At 36.9% G+C, this 17,430-nt stretch carries 12 protein-coding genes; 5 read left to right on the top strand and 7 right to left on the bottom strand.

All coding sequences use genetic code 11. The features are described 5' to 3' along the window. The first annotated feature begins 218 nt into the window (after positions 1-218). From AC0L6O_RS18510 to AC0L6O_RS18520, 3 genes are read left to right on the top strand one after another with little or no spacing between them, the layout of a single operon-like run. Positions 219-962, top strand: a complete 744-nt coding sequence (locus AC0L6O_RS18510) for a hypothetical protein (protein ID WP_473304455.1) — start codon at positions 219-221, stop codon at positions 960-962. Further along, positions 959-2,491, top strand: coding sequence for a hypothetical protein (locus AC0L6O_RS18515; protein WP_473304457.1), 1,533 nt, complete (start codon positions 959-961; stop codon positions 2,489-2,491). Before AC0L6O_RS18510 ends, AC0L6O_RS18515 begins: the two co-directional genes overlap by 4 nt. Before the next feature lie 4 nt (positions 2,492-2,495). Continuing rightward, positions 2,496-3,878 carry an undecaprenyl-phosphate glucose phosphotransferase gene (locus AC0L6O_RS18520; RefSeq protein WP_473304459.1) on the top strand — a complete coding sequence of 461 codons (1,383 nt, stop codon included), beginning with the start codon at positions 2,496-2,498 and terminating at the stop codon, positions 3,876-3,878. 15 nt (positions 3,879-3,893) lie between these two features. On the opposite strand, the gene AC0L6O_RS18525 is transcribed toward AC0L6O_RS18520, so the two are convergent. Beyond that, the gene (locus tag AC0L6O_RS18525; protein WP_473304461.1) at positions 3,894-4,628 is read right to left on the bottom strand and encodes a tyrosine-protein phosphatase; all 735 of its coding nucleotides are present in this window, start codon (positions 4,626-4,628) and stop codon (positions 3,894-3,896) included. 199 nt (positions 4,629-4,827) lie between these two features. On the opposite strand from AC0L6O_RS18525, the gene AC0L6O_RS18530 reads away from it, so the two are divergent. Then, the gene (locus tag AC0L6O_RS18530; protein ID WP_473304463.1) at positions 4,828-5,457 is read left to right on the top strand and encodes a LuxR C-terminal-related transcriptional regulator; all 630 of its coding nucleotides are present in this window, start codon (positions 4,828-4,830) and stop codon (positions 5,455-5,457) included. Positions 5,458-5,520: 63 nt separating this feature from the next. On the opposite strand, the gene clpB is transcribed toward AC0L6O_RS18530, so the two are convergent. From clpB to AC0L6O_RS18555, 5 genes are all read right to left on the bottom strand, one after another. Beyond that, a complete protein-coding gene (gene clpB, locus AC0L6O_RS18535; protein ID WP_473304465.1) occupies positions 5,521-8,148 on the bottom strand; it encodes an ATP-dependent chaperone ClpB in 2,628 nt (875 codons plus the stop codon). Between the two features lie 339 nt (positions 8,149-8,487). Next, on the bottom strand, positions 8,488-10,155 hold the full coding sequence (locus tag AC0L6O_RS18540; RefSeq protein ID WP_473304467.1) for a WlaTC/HtrL family glycosyltransferase: 1,668 nt from the start codon (positions 10,153-10,155) through the stop codon (positions 8,488-8,490). 3 nt (positions 10,156-10,158) lie between these two features. Beyond that, positions 10,159-11,730 (bottom strand): carbamoyltransferase C-terminal domain-containing protein, encoded by a 1,572-nt coding sequence (locus tag AC0L6O_RS18545; RefSeq protein ID WP_473304469.1) that lies wholly within the window; start codon positions 11,728-11,730, stop codon positions 10,159-10,161. 1 nt (position 11,731) lies between these two features. Further along, positions 11,732-12,991 carry a GlcNAc-transferase family protein gene (locus AC0L6O_RS18550; protein WP_473304471.1) on the bottom strand — a complete coding sequence of 420 codons (1,260 nt, stop codon included), beginning with the start codon at positions 12,989-12,991 and terminating at the stop codon, positions 11,732-11,734. A gap of 447 nt (positions 12,992-13,438) precedes the next feature. Beyond that, positions 13,439-13,984, bottom strand: a complete 546-nt coding sequence (locus AC0L6O_RS18555; RefSeq protein ID WP_473304473.1) for a hypothetical protein — start codon at positions 13,982-13,984, stop codon at positions 13,439-13,441. A gap of 469 nt (positions 13,985-14,453) precedes the next feature. Here AC0L6O_RS18555 and AC0L6O_RS18560 point away from each other — a divergent pair, with 469 nt between their 5' ends. After that, positions 14,454-15,248: a 2-oxo acid dehydrogenase subunit E2 gene (locus AC0L6O_RS18560; protein WP_473304475.1), complete on the top strand. Its 795-nt coding sequence runs from the start codon at positions 14,454-14,456 to the stop codon at positions 15,246-15,248. 9 nt (positions 15,249-15,257) lie between these two features. Here AC0L6O_RS18560 and AC0L6O_RS18565 read toward each other — a convergent pair whose 3' ends face one another. Continuing rightward, positions 15,258-17,402: a tail fiber domain-containing protein gene (locus AC0L6O_RS18565; protein ID WP_473304476.1), complete on the bottom strand. Its 2,145-nt coding sequence runs from the start codon at positions 17,400-17,402 to the stop codon at positions 15,258-15,260. Between the last annotated feature and the right edge of the window lie 28 nt (positions 17,403-17,430).

The raw sequence follows: 17,430 nt of genomic DNA on the forward strand, positions 1-17,430 counted from the left end.
TATTTTCTTTTAATCAGATTACAGGTTGAATTTAAGTCAATAAGTTAAAATAGTAAGATAATTTTCCGAGAATTTAGTCACTGGTCAGTACGATATTGATTTTGTACTATACGAACAGCAAATTCTTAAAAAAAACATTACACAGAAAACCATTTTCTAAAAGAAGCCTAACGTCAATTGATAACAAAAGCTTCCCTATGTGTATTGAACAAACAAAAATGGTTCCAATAAAAGTTTTGAAGCACCGGCTAAAATGTATTACTATTTGTTCAACTTCTATATTCTTTATACTCTCCATTTGCCCAGCAATAGTACTTTCCCAAGATTTCACTAAAACGGAAAAGGTAAGCAGCAAAACCAAAATTGGACTTAACATAGGTTCCTATGGAATTCAGACCGAATACAAATTACCTCTTAAAGAGAAACAAAAAATCAGCATAAAAGCCGGTCTATTTCTAATGAATTTCAGGCAAGCTATAAGCCTAAATTTAGCACAAGAATCGTCCTTAAAAGTTGAACCAAACTTTCAATCATTTGGTGTTTCATTAAAAGCCGAAAGGCCACTCAATAATTGGCTAATTATCTACTTTGAAAGCAGAATGTTTTTAAAACAAAAATGGCAGCTAAACCTAAGCACTAAAGATGGCATTGATCTTAATGGACTTCGAATTGAGGCAAGTGATTTCGGCCAAATTGATGCAGCTTTAAAATGGTGGTTTTTACAACCTGGTATTGGCTTAGAAATAGGAAAGAACAACACAAACAAAAGAATCAACGTCACCGCTACAATAGCCAGTTTTTACATGGGCAGTCCTAAGCTTAACTTAAGCTACGAAGGCTTTCTAGAAACCACTACACTCCAAGAGACCATTCCGCAGATAGAAAACAACATGAGAAACTACAGCTTCTACCCTGCCATGAGCCTGAACCTAACTTACAGACTGACTAAAAGTCAGAAATGAAAAGGACTTTATACATTATCAATACACTCATAATATGCACATTAACGCAAGCGTGCACTAATCCCTTTGAGAATATAAACTTGGGCTTTAAAGAGCCTATTCAAGATGCTAGATACACTTTCTATATAAGAGACTACGAGAATAAGTACCCTGAAAATACTTCTTTTGAGTTACTAGGACCAGACGCAGATTTAATAGTAAACACTCTCAATGATAAAAAACTAGAAATCAACGAAGAAGGCAACTTATTCTTAGCCTTAAGAAAGGATTTTTCACCCACGAAAGATTCGTCTCTTAACTTCTCTATTAGGATTAATTCGAACGAAAATCATTTGCCATTTCTTAAAGAATTTCACATCGAAAATCGAAGCAATTTTTCAAGTAATCCCAAACTTGCTAATCTTGAAATAACACAAAAAGGAAGCCTTGGTTTATACCTGAAAAAAGGCAAAAATTCTTATCTTAACAAAAATGGTACTATTCTAATAAATGGACAAATCCCTGATAACACTTCATGGACGAGTTTACAGAATAACACCGAAACAAAAACTTTAGATTATTTAGCTCATTATTATAATGAAACGGGGCAATCTCATATTCCTAATGGAGGAGCTGCAACGCAGCCTTATGATGAAACGGTGAACAAACTTGATTATAGTTTTGACCTAACCGAATTTACTGGCGGTCTTTACATTCAGGGTTATTCCGATTATAAAGAGGCAAAAAACTGGACAAGCCTTATTGACTTAGAGCTCACTGTAAAAGACTTTGATAAGAGCACAGTAGATCTAATGCATTACAATCCTTTCAATGGAAGAGTAACACACTTTGGCAAAAGGAACGTAAACCACGAAGGCAACAGGCCTTACATTAACCTTAATATCGATAAACCAGGCTACTGGTATACAGGCACTATTAGAGCATTATGTAGAGAAGGAGTTTCTCTTTCGGTAATAAGCAAATACAGCGACCTAGATATCCAGTACCTAACTAGAGTGAAAGATGCCGAGAGTAAAGAGCTTCTTAAAACCCTTTACAGCAACATTAACTGGCAAAACAAGGTAAAAGTAAACTACATCCCAAAAGAGTCTGAAGACTTTATAGTGGAACTTTATGATTACTCTAATTACCATGGAGGTAATTCAAATGAGCCTTTTTGGGTGTCAAAACCCATAAAAAACTGCGAAGAAAGCGAAGTAATCATGGACTTATTTAAACTTGACGCTCCAGACTATGTGGATGTCAAATTTGTAGTTCAATGCCCAAACGGTACAGAGTTTAACCCTGAAAGCCTTCCAAATGAAATGCGAGCACAGTTTAGCCCAGCAGGAAAAGCTAGCTGGCGAAACCTTACCACATTCACACCAGAAACCCGCCAAGTAAAAACCTACAAACTAAAACTTAATGAGTCGTACGACTTTAGAGTAAGTACCGATGGAGGAGTTACTTGGCCCTATAAAGAGACTAATTACTTAATAGAAAATCAGCGATGGCAATTTCTAATTTCAGCTGATAATTACTGCATATAAAACCATGAGAACCATTACAAAAGTAGGATACGTAAAATTAGTCACAGACGGTCTCTTCCTGACCGGCTGCTTCTTCCTCTCTATGCAATTAAGCGGGAGAGGCATTTTAGAATCTGACATTATCATCCTGATAGTACTACTATCTGGCTGGTATTTTTCTACAAAAATATCAAACCTATACGATGAATTCAGAACAGAAACTTTTGTAGGAGAACTCCTTTTAATTCTACAAAATGTAGTGGTACAAGTATTCATAGCGGGACAACTATTTTTCTTGCTAAATCAAAGTCACTTTGCCCGTACTTTTGTACTCTATTATTCCATTACTATACTGGTATGCCTAATCACTAAAAATTACCTCACCAAAAAGGCATTACTTCACCTTAGACAGGGTGGCGGCAACACACGGTATGTGGTTTTTGTGGGCTATAATAAAATTACTGATGACTTAATAAGTAGAATAGAAAAAAACCCGCACTATGGCATGAAAGTCATGGGTGTCATTGCAAACGAAGAAGATAACAAGTCATTTTCGGATCTTAAAGAACTAGAGAAATTTTACAAAAACAATCCCGATATCATTATTGATGACATCATTGTCACTACTGACCATTTGACTAAAGATATTCTTCAAGGACTTTATAATTGCTGTGAAAATAAGGGTGTAAGATTAAAATTTGTGCCCAACTATAGTAATTACTACCTAAACAGGGTTCAATTTCAGCTTTTTGGAAACTACCCCCTCATTACGTTAAGAAGTGAACCTTTGCAACAAACACATTGGCTATTTCTCAAAAGAGCATTCGACATCATATTTTCTGGCCTAGTATTTCTTTTAATCTTTTCATGGCTGTTCCCTATTATTGCCATTCTGATTAAGCTAAACTCCAAAGGGCCTGTCTTTTTCAAACAAGACCGTTGGGGCGAAAATGGCAAAAAATTTAAATGCTATAAATTCAGGTCAATGGTAGTAGACAGTCAAGATGTTAAAAAGTCTGGAGCATTTAACCAAGCCACTCAAAACGACCCAAGAATTACTAAAATTGGAGCATTCTTAAGAAAAACAAACCTAGACGAAGTACCTCAATTTATAAACGTACTAAAAGGGGAAATGTCTGTAATAGGACCTAGACCTCATGCTCATGAGCATAATATTAGGACGAAAGACCTGATTGACAAGTACATGATAAGGCACTGGGTAAAGCCTGGCATAAGTGGCTGGGCTCAGGTGAATGGCTACAGAGGAGAAACCAAAACAAATGAAGCCATGCAAAAACGTATAGATTTTGACATTTACTATATTGAAAACTGGACCTTTTGGTTTGACCTAAAAATCATTCTAATGACGGTTTACAACATGATTAAAGGAGAAGAAAACGCCTATTAAGTTAATAGGTAACTTTTATAACAATGAGTTTTTCCAATCGTAAGCTCTTAGCTTTTTCATTATTTTTTTATTGCTACCTACCTCCCGAAGGCAAGTAAGATGCCTTTCATGGTGCATATCAGTACCCAAATAAGATACTAACTTTTCGTCCATAAGCTTATTAGCCAGTTCTTGACTAGCAGACCCATAATAACCTGCCAGCGAATTAGTATTAAGCTGAAGTTCGCAGCCTAGCTGCCTAAGCTTCCTAAATGTTTTGATAGAGTTTTGAAGATATAAGTAACGCTCAGGATGAGCTAATATGGGCTTATAACCCTTAGTCATCAAATCAAAAATGATATGTTCAATGCGTTGAGAATAGGCCACAAATGAAATTTCTAACAGGATGTAGTTATCGCCGAAAGAAAGTAGCTCCTCGTTTTCTATTTTCTTTTCAAAAAATTCGTCCGCAAAATATTCTGAGGCATAAGAAAATTCAATCATTGGAACACTCATGCCTATCTCTCCAAGCACTTGTTGAAAGGGCTTTTCTAATGTGCTTTTATCATTATTATAAAAAGTATGATAGATATGAGGAGTAGTAATAACTTTTTCAAAACCCAAGTCAGCCAAACCATTTAACAAATGGATAGAATCTGATAATGAAGCACATCCATCGTCAACCCCAGGAATCAAATGGGAGTGCATGTCGGTTTTTAAAAAATTGAAAGCGTTTTCGTGACTATTTTTTTTACTAAAAAGGCTGAACATAAATCTTAAGGCTAGAATAATATATCTCGCAATTAAGCACTAAATGCCATATACAAATCAAAAAGACCAATATACTTTTCTTATAAAAAAACAAAGAGAGACCATTAGTATAAAGTTTTCATACCCAATAACTCTCATTGACACAAATCAGCTTTAACATTCATTAAAGCCAAAAAAGCCATTTAAAACCTCTTTAACTATGGACAAAATAAGCCCCCTTAACATAATGGTTCTCTGTAACCAACTTTTGTACCTTGAAGCACTTAAAAGTCTTTTTAACGCAGAAAGCCAACTAAGCTGCAAAGGTATACTGATGTCAAACCCTCAAGCCACCAGCATTATTAAAAATGAAGACCCCGCTCTTCTTTTGATTGATGCCAACAGCATGGGCAAAAAAATTTGGAATTTCTTATATGAAATTCGTACAAACACTCCTCAAATAAAGACCATCATACTAGCCAATAATAATGACCCCATTCACCTAGATATGGCGAAGGACAATGGCATTTCAGGCTATATTTTAAAATCTTCACCAATAGAACTCTTAATGGCGACTATCAAAATAGTGAAAAATGGTGGGGAGTTTTTTGACAGAGGTAACTATGGTGAGGCCGAAAAAGACATCAGTTTTGAAGAGAAGTATAAGCTTAGCAAACGTGAAATGGAAATCATAACACTTATAACCAATGGCAACACCACTAAAACCATTGCACAGCAACTAGGTTTAAGCTTTCACACCATAGAAGCCCACCGAAAAAACATCCATAAAAAGCTGAATATAAACAAGGTAACCGAATTAATAAAACTAATCTCTGAGTTTGATAGCTAAAACATAAAAAACCGCCCCAGAAACTGAGACGGCTTTCGCATCTATTCAATCCTAACCATTTCTTTATACTACTTCGGCGGCTGTCACATTTTCAAAAACTATATCTCCTTTTGGAGAAAGTTCCATGATAATTACCGCGTCCTTGTCTATTTCGTTTGCCAAAATTTTCTTTGACAATTCGTTAAGAATCATTCGCTGAATAACTCTTTTGAGCGGTCTCGCTCCATATACCGGGTCAAAACCTTCTTCGCCTAGCTTATCTAAAACCTCCACAGAGGCTTCTAAAGTTATCCCTTGTTCGGCAAGTCTGTCTTTAATTCCCTGAAACTGAATTTCAACAATCTGACGGATATTCAATTTACTTAATGGGTCAAAGAGTACTATCTCATCTATCCTGTTTAAAAACTCTGGTCTTACAGATAATTTCAAAACATCCATAACACCGTCTTTGGCTTCCTCTTTATAGTACGTATGCCAAGCCGATTCGTCACCTTTTGCTTCCAAATATTTCTCCTGAATTACCTGAGAACCAATATTTGATGTCATAATGATAATGGTGTTCTTAAAATTGGCCACCCTACCCTTATTATCGGTCAGCCTTCCATCGTCTAGCACTTGCAAGAGCACGTTCCATACATCAGGGTGTGCTTTCTCAATTTCATCTAGCAAAACCACAGAATAAGGTTTACGTCTCACAGCTTCTGTCAGCTGACCACCTTCGTCATATCCTACATATCCTGGAGGGGCTCCCACCAATCTACTTACGGCATGCCTTTCCTGATACTCACTCATATCTATTCTAACCATGGCCGTATCATCATTAAAGAGATACTGAGCTAAGGTTCTTGCCAATTCTGTTTTACCCACACCTGTGGTTCCTAAAAACAAGAAACTACCAATTGGCTTTTTAGGGTCTTGCATGCCTGCTCTTGACCTCCTCACGGCATCAGCCACTAAACCTATAGCCTCCTCTTGCCCAGCTACTCTTTTCTTAAGCTCACCTTCCAAGTATAAAAGCTTTTCACGCTCGCTTTGCAGCATTTTTGAAACCGGAATACCTGTCCATTTCCCTACTACCTCCGCTATATCTTCAGAAGTCACCTCTTCGTTTATCAAACTTTCCACAGTTCCCTCTTTATGAGTGGCAGCCAGCTCTTTTAGTTTCTCTTCCGATGCTGGGATTTTTCCGTAACGAATCTCGGCTACTAAGCCAAAATCACCAGAACGTTCTGCTTGCTCTGCTTCAAATTTCAAATGGTCAATTTTCTCTTTCAAGGCTCTAACCTCGTCTACTTTGCCTTTTTCATTCTCCCACTGAGCTTTATAGGTATTAAAAGTTTGATTTAGCTCTGCCAATTCTTTTGACAGCACTGCCTCTTTTTCTTTGTCTTTTTCTCTTCTAATAGCTTCTCGCTCTATTTCCAGTTGCATGATACGCCTTCTGAGCTCATCCATTTCTTCTGGCATCGAGTCCATTTCTAATCTTAATTTAGAAGCAGCCTCATCCATTAAGTCAATGGCCTTATCTGGCAAAAACCTATCAGAAATATATCTATTAGACAGCTCTACTGCTGATATAACCGCATCGTCCTGAATTCTAACTCCGTGGTGAACTTCGTATTTTTCTTTAATTCCTCTCAAAATAGAAATAGCATCTGTAACACTTGGTTCATCCACTATAACTGCTTGAAAACGTCTTTCAAGAGCCTTATCTTTCTCAATGTATTTTTGATACTCTTTAAGTGTGGTAGCACCTATGGCATGTAATTCGCCTCTTGCCAAAGCTGGTTTTAAAAGATTGGCTGCATCCATAGCACCCTCACCTCCACCAGCTCCTACCAGTGTGTGAATCTCGTCAATGAACAATATAATTTCACCTTCAGAGTCGCTCACTTCTTTAATTACAGATTTCAGACGCTCTTCAAACTCACCTTTATATTTGGCACCAGCCACCAAAAGTCCCATATCTAGCGATATAAGCGTTTTTGACTTTAAGTTTTCAGGCACATCGCCCTGCACTATTCTTTGAGCCAAACCTTCTACTATGGCGGTTTTACCTACACCTGGTTCTCCTAATAATATTGGGTTATTTTTAGTTCTTCTTGCCAATATTTGAAGTACACGCCTAACCTCCTCATCTCTCCCTATTACAGGGTCAATCTTCCCTTTCTTTGCCTGCTCATTAAGATTTATACTGTATCGAGACAGGGCTTGATATTTATTTTCTGCGTTTTGGTCTTTCACTGGGTTATCTTTTCCTCTTAATTCTATAATTGCTTTCTCTATTTCCTTTTGCACAAAGCCAGCCTTTTTTAAAAGCTGAGCCACTTTATCTTTACCTGCCGCTAATGCCCAGTAAAGAATCTCTACACTTATATATTCGTCTCCAAAGTCTTTAATCTTTTTAGTAGCTGCCGCCAATGTTCCTGACAATTCATTTCCCAAATAGGGCTGTCCACCTGCTCCGCTTACTTTCGGATATGTATTTACTAAATCTTCTAAGTCTTTGGTTAAAACTGTTTCTGAAACACCCATCTTACCAAATAAATAAGAAGACGTGTTTGGGTCTTGCTCTATCAAAGCCTTTAATAAATGACCTGGCTCTACTGCCTGCTGTTGATGTCCTTGAGCTATTTGCACTGCCAACTGAATGGCCTCCTGTGCTTTAATGGTATATTGATTTAAATTCATGGTTGTTGATTTTCTTTTATAATTAACCTCTACAATTTATCTTGTAAAGTGCTTTTTCAGTATAACTAGAGCAAAAAGTATGCGATTCATTTTTTTCGGAAAAATTGACCGACAATTACCTAATTACCAGCACTTAACATGACAAAAAGTCTCTAAACCAATGATTTAGCTACAAAAACAATGAAATATTGTCATATCAACCGAGAAATAAGAGGGCTTTAATATTCTTAGTTGTGCTTTCTAAGATTAAAGGCGGGATTTTAAGTTACTATCAATATAGGATTCCATATTTAAGGAACGGTTCCTCCTATGATTACGGTAAAACTAATTTGGATAATTTCAATTCTCTTTTCTTTCTTCCATAGGATAAAAATCAAATCTGTTATGCTCAGTAGGTGTTGCTAAAAGAATCCCTGGGTTAATATTACCCTTTACTGTTTCTTGGTAAATATGAGACATCCAAGTTTGTTCATAAGGATAATCCCATTTTACATTAAGAAACATTTTTCTATTTCCTTCTTTAGAAACTATCTGAGGCCAATTACAATAAAACACCTCTCCTGTGGCAAATGGAAGTCCGTTTATCGCCTTAATGTTATTGAATTTTAAATATGGTGCCTCTTGATGCTCATTTGATACTTTTTCAGGCTTATCCTTAAATAAGGTCTCTCTTACCGGTTGAGGTACATTGTGCCAACTCCATTGCAGTGAATTATCTCCATAAAACTCTGTAAAATTCAATTTCAAAAAGTCGAAATTTTCACTTTTAATAATTTGTAGAGACTTTCTATACAGCTGGTCTATTTTTCTATTAAATCCATTTTGACAAGTTGGCTCCTCTCCATTATAAAAGAACATATCGTCTTCAAAGAAGAAATAAAAATCATAGTTATTTTCTTCAGCATGCTCGGCTACCCATTGTCTTCCACCACATATTCCGATATTATCTTTTTGAACATGTTCTATCCCATACTCCTTGCAGATTTTTTCGTAATGAGCAAAAGTAGCCTGGTCTGTAGAATTATTTAAGAGTATCCATTTAGGTTTAGTAATGAAATGTTCATCATACTGTTTCATAGAAGCTATAAGCGTTTCCACTTGCTTTGGGCTGTTATAAGTAATAATATAGAGTGCTGTATTTTCTATATTACCAGTATGTATTTCTGACCTAATTTCATTCAATGCTACGTCAGTATTGTTTTTAAGGTCTTCAAAGTATTTAGAAATAAGCCCATTCTCTTCAATTGGAAAGTATTGATACTGTTCTGGATATCGATATAGTAAAATAGTAAAAAGGGATTCCTCTGTTCCCATATTACCTTCATACAAAGTGCTTCCAAGTAATTCATAGTATTGACCATTAAAAGAACTAATTTCTTCTATGGGGCCACCGAAAAAACCACCTCTACATACTTTATTCACTTTTGCTCCGGCTAGTTCATTTAGTCTACTGTATTTAAACCCATGAATTTCGCTTGAAGCATTGTATGGGAAAGCCAGAAAAGAGATTTTATTTAACTTATTAAGCTTATCCACCACCTTATCATGAGTTAAGTACCCAGGATGGAACGTATTGGTAATTCCTGCGTCTATCCAAAAAAGATGCGTAGAATTGAATTTATCCAGCAGTTTAGCATCATGAAGGAGAAAAGGTTTTGACAATACCAGGGGATTATACATCTCTAGTTTAGCTTGGGTAGATTCTGCTAACCAGCCAACCTGGCCATACCAATCTTTATTTGTTCTTATTAATTGAATTGACTCAAAGAACTCATTAATAAACCATTCTTCTGCCCTCTCAATAAACTGTGTATTTTCTTCCTTTCTTATTTCAAATACAAACTCCTTTAGATTTTCATCTCCAAACACTATCATGTTGTTTGGAGCTTCCAGCAGCTGTCTGAATTTTTCTAAGTAAAACGCATAACTACGAGACCAGCCTTCAGACAAGCCTTCTCTTTTTATGTCCCACAATCCAGTAACAAGCGTAACTCCGGAATTATTCATGTGCTATTTGGTAAAATAATAATCTGATAATACTAAGCAGTCAAGATTGGTATTATCGAAAACAGCTATTGCATCAGAATATCTACTTAGTATGGGTTTGCCATTAATGTTAAAAGAGGTGTTTAGCAATACACCTATTCCTGAATGCTTTTCAAATTCCCCTATAAGATTGTGTAGCCAAGGATTTTGCTCCTTAGTAACTGTCTGTACTCTTGCCGTTCGATCCACATGGGTTATAGCTATTAGTTTTTCTCTCCATTCTTCTTTTACTGTGGGGCAAAAGCTCATCCACCTGCTTTCACCAGAAAAATTAAAATACTTTTCTACATCTTCTAACCTAACTACAGGAGCAAAAGGCCTATACCATTCCCGATTCTTTACTTTGGCATTTAAGACTTCTTTCATTTCTGGAAAAGCAGGATTGCACAATATACTTCTGTTTCCTAATGCCCGAGGACCATGCTCTGATGTCCCTCTTACAACACCCACAATTTTCCCGTCCGAAAGGTCTTTTGAAAGTATCGATATATCCAATTCCGTGCCTCTCTTTTCTTCTAAGTAAGTCATTAAAGTATTTCGGTCCAATACCTCAATGCCTGCATATGTTACATCTACAGCATGCTCTGGCTTCATATGATTCAAAATCATACCTGTGGCTATTCCGCAATCATTTGGATTTGGTGGCACAAAAACCGGTCTGTCTAATGTTTCCTTAAGTTTAGTATTTAGTAAGATATTTAAAGCACAACCACCAACCATAACAAGGGGTAAATTGGGGTATCTTTCTAAATAAGGTTGGGCCATTTCCATAAAAACATTTTCAAAAGCTATTTGGGAGGTTTTAGCTAAGTCCCATGCTAATTGCCCTTCTAGTCTATTATCAATGTCAAATACTAAGCCCGTCTGCCTACTTAAATCTCTCAAACATTCTACGTAGTTTCTACCATCAGGTTTTCTAAGATAATAATGTTCAAAATAAGGCAACCATTCAGTATTTAAATTCCCATATGAACATAAACCCATTATTTTCCCTGAGTAAACTAAATTCCCAACGCTAAGAGCATGTTCCTTCCGAATATCTTTCAAATATTCACCAAAACTCATGTAAGGGAAACCTAAATCTAAATCGTACTTTTCTAATAGCTTAATATTGGTACGCTCCTCAGCTAGGTAAACGTTAAAAAAACCATCATTTCCTCCTCCATCAAATGATATAATTAAAGCTTCTTTATAGTCGGTTTGATAAAGTCCGCAGGCAGCATGGCTAAGATGATGCAAACACTCGACATACTTTTTAGCAGGAATTAGGTTTTGATAGTGAGTAAAACCGTTATTATCATAGGTGTCTGTGTTTAAAAAATAGCAGGTATCAAATTCTGAGATATCATGCTCTTCTTTAATATACTTAAGAATATGTTTTATTAGGAACGGTCTTGAATAAGAAGGGAGGTATTGTGAATAACCCGCATTTTTACTTGATAAAAACCGTTCTACTTCTACTACTGTAATAAGCTCGCCGTCCTTTTCAACTGCTATGGCAGCATTATGTGAACCATAAAATGAGATATTTGCCATATTACAAATTACGTTCTATTCTATCACACCATCCTTTAGAAGTTGAATACGGCCATATTAACCATTTCGATGGAACAGGGCCTGTATATTTTCTCCAGATATTTAACCATTCACCGCTATTGTTGAAAAGTTCTTTTATTTCATCTTTATCAGCATCTTTTCTATAAATATCAGCACCTTTTTCATCAAGGAAGGCAACCACTAAAAATTCATAGTCTTTTTCAGGCAAAGACGTCTTATGTATGTCTATACAATGCTCAAAAATATTGTAAAAAGAATTTTCATAATCTTCTACCTCCGGGTTTGGAGCTAACTTATTATCAAGCGTATGTTTTTGCACTCCCCTATCCCTAAATCTAATACCCGCAAATTTTTCATAATCAGCAACACTACGTACCCTCCCGAACCCATATAGTCCAAAATCATTAGTTTTCTCCACTCCATCTATTCCAAATAACTGTTTCACCCGCTTATGAGTATATGTATTTGTCACAAACCATTCCTTTTCGTCATCCCAATGTTTAATTCTACCTTTTCTGGTGTACTCATGCCATGCAACAATCTTTTGTGGATGAAATAAGTCATATCCATGTGTATAAGCTCTTACAGCTATACTAATTTCTTCTCCATGAAAATAAAACGATGGGTCATGCTGAACTTCCTTAGAAAACAAACCAATTGTAAAGGCAAAGTGTGCCGAATAAAATCTAGCAGGCACTGGAAGACTAAGGCTTTCGGCCTGCTCTATGGTAGAAGGCAAAAAGAAGACTACACCTTCCGGCGTAAATCTATCAAAATCCATTTTCCAAGGCTCCTTAGCTCTCCCTTCAGGGTCATTTTCTGGGTCAAAAGAAGGTATATAAGCTGTTAGCAGTGGTTTCTTTATGCCATTTTCCTGAAGAGATTCTAACATATCAATTAAAAGCTGATCCCATCCTTCTACAAACCTGTGATGGGAGTCTAACTGTAAGGTATATTTTTCCCCATTATAGTGCTGCTGAACTAGATTTCTTGCCCAACAGACTCCTTTAGCTTCTTGATAAGGTATCTTAACTATATTTACTCTTTCGTCTGAAAGGTACTTATCTAGATTATCCCATGTGTCTCCTTCTGAAGTTTGCCAAGCTATGGTAACCCTTAGATTATGAGGATGTTCTGCTTTCTCAAATAAATCATCCAATGTAGGTAGTAACTGCGGGTCTCTGTAGCTTGCAATTTGTACAAAAATTGTATTCTCTTCTGCAATATCCTTAATCAACATAATTTCTTTTACCTATTTTCTTCAAACCATTCTCATGAAGACACTATCCTCATTCAGCATCAATCCAAACTTTATAAATTTCTAATTCAAATGTAACTTTTAAACAAAACAACCATCCATTTAAAACCAGAATAAGCTTATTACATAAATTTGGCCAAACGTTTTTAAAATTCTCCCCTCATTTATCGTAAATCTAAGAAAGACAAACTTCCGAATCATTAAAACTAAACTTAAAAACAGTAGCCTAACACCCAACCTTTTATTTTTTTTTATATTTGTTAACTTGACTAATTTAATCTGAGGTTAGAATAACCGTTAGATTTGATTGACAAATATTTTATAGTTCATGAGCAAAGACGATAAAGAAAATAAAAAGGGCTTAAACAGAAGACTCGCAATTAAGGAGTTATTCTTAGGTTCATCAGTTATGCTGGTAGATAAACCTTCTCAATTTACCGCATGGAGGAAAACAAACGACACAAGCTTATTGAATGCCGCAGGAAAGGCTAATTCAGGCCAAACGCCAAGTCTGACCTTTCCAGTATTCACGTCCCCTTTTCCCACATTTAATTTAACACCATTCCCATCGCTCGGCCCTACACCAACTCCGTCGAATACCCCTTGGGCACCCCTGCCGTCTCCCTCGAACACTCCGTTTGCGGCATCACCAACACCATCGCCGACACCTAGCATGACGGCAACTTTGACACCAACACCGACGCCAAGCATGTCGGCAACTTTGACACCAACTCCGACACCTAGCATGTCAGCAACTTTGGAACCAACACCGACGCCAAGCATGTCGGCAACTTTGACACCGACACCTACGCCTAGCTTGTCGGCAACTTTGACACCGACTCCGACGCCTAGTTTGTCGCTAACTTTGACACCAACTCCGACGCCTAGTTTGTCGCCAACTTTGACACCAACACCGACGCCTAGTTTGTCGCTAACTTCGACACCGACTCCGACGCCGACATCTACGCCTGCCAATACTCCAACTCCTACACCTACACCTACTAAAAATATATGGATTGGACCTGTACATGGCGATTGGAATGGAAGTCATAGCTATTGGAGTAAAGGTTCAATTCCCGTTTCTACAGACGAAGTTATCATTCCCAGCACCTCTAATTTGACAGTTTTAACCGGAACTACAGCAGTTTGCAAGACAATCGATGTGCAATACGGTGCCGTTTTTGACGTGCAGGCAGGAGCGATCTTGAGTATCAAAACACCTTAAGCTTACAGTTTTTATAAAACAATACAAGGCTTACTTCTAACTGTTGGTTTCTACCATATGCCTCATATAAATTATTGACTTACTATCCCCCCAAATGGATATCATTTTCTATTTCACTACAGTTTAAGCACTCATAAGGAATGAACTTTCATAGATACTTTAGAATAGTTATAATCGAGTAAATTTCTCTGGTAGCTAAGAAAAACGTTATTTCGTAAAATGACAAAAGACCTAAATAATGCCTGGCGTAAAACAGCCAGCACCCTCTATAAAAAACCAGAAGACTCAAAAATCCTTGGCTCTGTAGAGCTAGATATCACTGATTTACAAGAATACATCAACAAAAAAAGAAAAGAAGGTCTTAAAATTACCCTAACACATTTCTTCACCCTTGCAACTGCTAGAGCCATTAATGACAAACTACCCGAACTAAATACTTACATAAAGAGAGGAAACGTAAAATCTTATGACGACATCAATGCGACTGTCAGTGTGCTTTTGAGAGAAAATGAGATGGGTTCTGTGAAAATCAATAAGGTAAACACACTTAGCTTTTCTGACTTGGTGCCCATTCTAAATACTAAGATTAAAGAAGCCAGAAAAGGAACAGAAAACGGCACTATGAAACTAAAGGAAACCATGGCGTCTGTTCCATGGCCTTTCAGAAATCTCTTCTATTGGTTTATCAGAAAAATGCTTGTAGACTGGGGACTGTCAATTGGTGGTATATCTGCCAATGACATGGGTTCTTATATAGTGTCAAACATCGGTAGCTTAGGCCTTGATAATGGCTACCCTGCCCTTTTCCCTGCCACTAATGTATCTTTTGTACTCATTATGGGTGGTGTAAAGAAAACACCTTTGGTCATTGATGACGAAGTCAAAATCAGAACCGTAATCACCCTTTCAGCAGCACTTGACCACCGCGTGGTAGATGCTTCTCATGCTGGCATACTTTTTAAATACTATAAGAGCATTGTCAAAACACCTGAGCTTTTGGAGGAAAAACCTTAGAAGTGAATTTTAATTATTAGCAGTAAACGCCGTTTTCTCTGACTCTAAATTTTCAAGGCGTTTCAAAACTGAGATTAATACACTCGCTTGCTGATTATTAATTTCTTGTTGCTTTTCAATCAAAAGCTGCTGCTCCTGCATTGCCTTAATCATGGGAGCCAGTAAATCATTATATCGCACCGAATAGTAACCGTCTTGGTCTTTGTCTAGTAAACCCAAATCTTTTTCTGTCAAGCCATATTTAGCTAGCGTTTCTACTATTTCTTGAGCTACAAGCCCAAACTCAACATCATCCTTCTCATTATTTTTACGATGGTATGACACCGGCTTTAAGTCTTTGATAAAATCTAAACCTAGTGGAACAGTTACAATATTTTCTTTCCAGCGTCTATCTGAAGTCACATTCCAAGCTACTTGGATATCAGCAGCCGTTATGAAGGTGTTGCCCATTCTTATTTTATTGCTGGCATTAACAGTAGCCTCATATCCTATGGCTGTAGCATTGTGAAGATTACTAGAACCAACATTCGAATCATAACCTATGGCGGTATTATTATAGCCTGTAGTATTACTCTTTAAAGCAGAATGTCCTAAGGCGGTGTTCTGATTTCCTGTGGAATTAATTATTAGTGCACTAGTGCCAGATGCAGTATTTTTATCGCCTGTTGTATTAAAAAACAAAGCATATGCTCCATTTCCGGCATTACCATCGCCTGAAGAATTATTTAGCAGTGAATAAGAGCCATTTGCTGTATTTTCTTTACCTGCGGTGTTCTTTAATAATGAAAAAATACCGTTTGCAGTATTATAGTTTCCAGTTGTGTTTTGATACAAAGCACTATCCCCTGATGCTGTATTGTGATGTCCTGTAGTATTACTGTATAAGGCACTATGACCAGTAGCTGTATTTGAATAACCCAAATTATTATTTTGTAAAGCACTTACACCAATTGCAGTATTGTTATTACCTGTATTATTATTGCGTAAAGATGTCCTTCCCAGGGCTACATTTCCGCTCCCAGTTTGATTGTTAAACATTGAATAATAACCGATTGCGGTATTATCACTTCCTGCATAACTATAGTGCAAAGCAAAAGCACCGGTGGCCGTATTCCGAATACCTGTTGTATTAGTTCTTAATGCAAAAGCACCAGTGGCAGTATTATCATGTCCCGTGGTATTTCTTTCTAAAGCAAAAGAACCAGTGGCAGTATTAAAATCAGCCGTCGTATTCTTATTTAAAGTATATGGACCAGTGGCCGTATTATAATCTCCTGTAGTGTTACTCATTAAAGCAACATTACCATTTGCCATATTATACTTTCCTGTAGTATTTAAATAAAGTGAAGAGTCGCCACTTGCGGTATTATAATAACCTGAGGTATTAGAAAATAACGAACTTCGACCAATCGCAGTATTTGAATACCCAGTAGTGTTACTGTATAATGCGGTTCGACCTATGGCTGTATTGGAGTTCCCTGTAGTATTGCTTAATAAAGCATTGAATCCAATTGCGGTATTATTATTTCCAAAAGTGTTATTTCGCAAGGCGTTGCGACCACCTGCAGTATTATAACTTCCTGAATCATTTCTGTATAGAGCATCAAGGCCAATTGCGGTATTGTCATGCCCGTCTATATTACTCCATAAAGAATTATATCCAACCGCAGTATTATAACTGCCGGTAGTGTTATTATGCAAGGCACTGCTGCCGTTTGCCGTATTTTGATTTCCTGTACTGTTATTATTTAAAGAGAAACTACCCATTGCTGTGTTACCGTACCCTTCGGTGTTAGCAAATAAAGCATGAGAACCATTTGCAGTATTATTATATCCTATGGTATTGTTATTCAGAGCACCTCCACCAGTAGCAGTATTGCGATATCCAGTGGTGTTACGATATAATGCGGCCCACCCAACCGCTGTATTATTCTTTGATTCAAAAAGCTGGGTTCCAGATGTAGTATTCCTTAAAGCATCTGTTCCTAAGGCCACGTTTGTATAATCAAACTTTTTACCCGTGTATTTGGAGTTTAGACCATCAGGAGTAATGGTTATAGAACCTTCTCTGCCAGATGGCGTATAACTTTGAATTTGGGCAAAAGAAAAAAAGTGGACTAATAACAGGGCAAGGATAATCTGTAGACTTTTCATGGGGTATTTTATTTAAGTAATTCTGACA

The organism is Arcticibacterium sp. GJ41-1 (assembly GCF_055808875.1).

What these genes read in the sequence shown, in the direction of transcription:
- clpB (WP_473304465.1), bottom strand. Translation starts at nt 8,148, where the DNA reads ATGAATTTAAATCAATATACCATTAAAGCACAGGAGGCCATTCAGTTG.
- AC0L6O_RS18525 (WP_473304461.1), bottom strand. Translation starts at nt 4,628, where the DNA reads ATGTTCAGCCTTTTTAGTAAAAAAAATAGTCACGAAAACGCTTTCAAT.
- AC0L6O_RS18560 (WP_473304475.1), top strand. Translation starts at nt 14,454, where the DNA reads ATGACAAAAGACCTAAATAATGCCTGGCGTAAAACAGCCAGCACCCTC.
- AC0L6O_RS18530 (WP_473304463.1), top strand. Translation starts at nt 4,828, where the DNA reads ATGGACAAAATAAGCCCCCTTAACATAATGGTTCTCTGTAACCAACTT.
- AC0L6O_RS18550 (WP_473304471.1), bottom strand. Translation starts at nt 12,991, where the DNA reads ATGTTGATTAAGGATATTGCAGAAGAGAATACAATTTTTGTACAAATT.
- AC0L6O_RS18540 (WP_473304467.1), bottom strand. Translation starts at nt 10,155, where the DNA reads ATGAATAATTCCGGAGTTACGCTTGTTACTGGATTGTGGGACATAAAA.
- AC0L6O_RS18520 (WP_473304459.1), top strand. Translation starts at nt 2,496, where the DNA reads ATGAGAACCATTACAAAAGTAGGATACGTAAAATTAGTCACAGACGGT.
- AC0L6O_RS18515 (WP_473304457.1), top strand. Translation starts at nt 959, where the DNA reads ATGAAAAGGACTTTATACATTATCAATACACTCATAATATGCACATTA.
- AC0L6O_RS18545 (WP_473304469.1), bottom strand. Translation starts at nt 11,730, where the DNA reads ATGGCAAATATCTCATTTTATGGTTCACATAATGCTGCCATAGCAGTT.
- AC0L6O_RS18510 (WP_473304455.1), top strand. Translation starts at nt 219, where the DNA reads ATGGTTCCAATAAAAGTTTTGAAGCACCGGCTAAAATGTATTACTATT.
- AC0L6O_RS18565 (WP_473304476.1), bottom strand. Translation starts at nt 17,402, where the DNA reads ATGAAAAGTCTACAGATTATCCTTGCCCTGTTATTAGTCCACTTTTTT.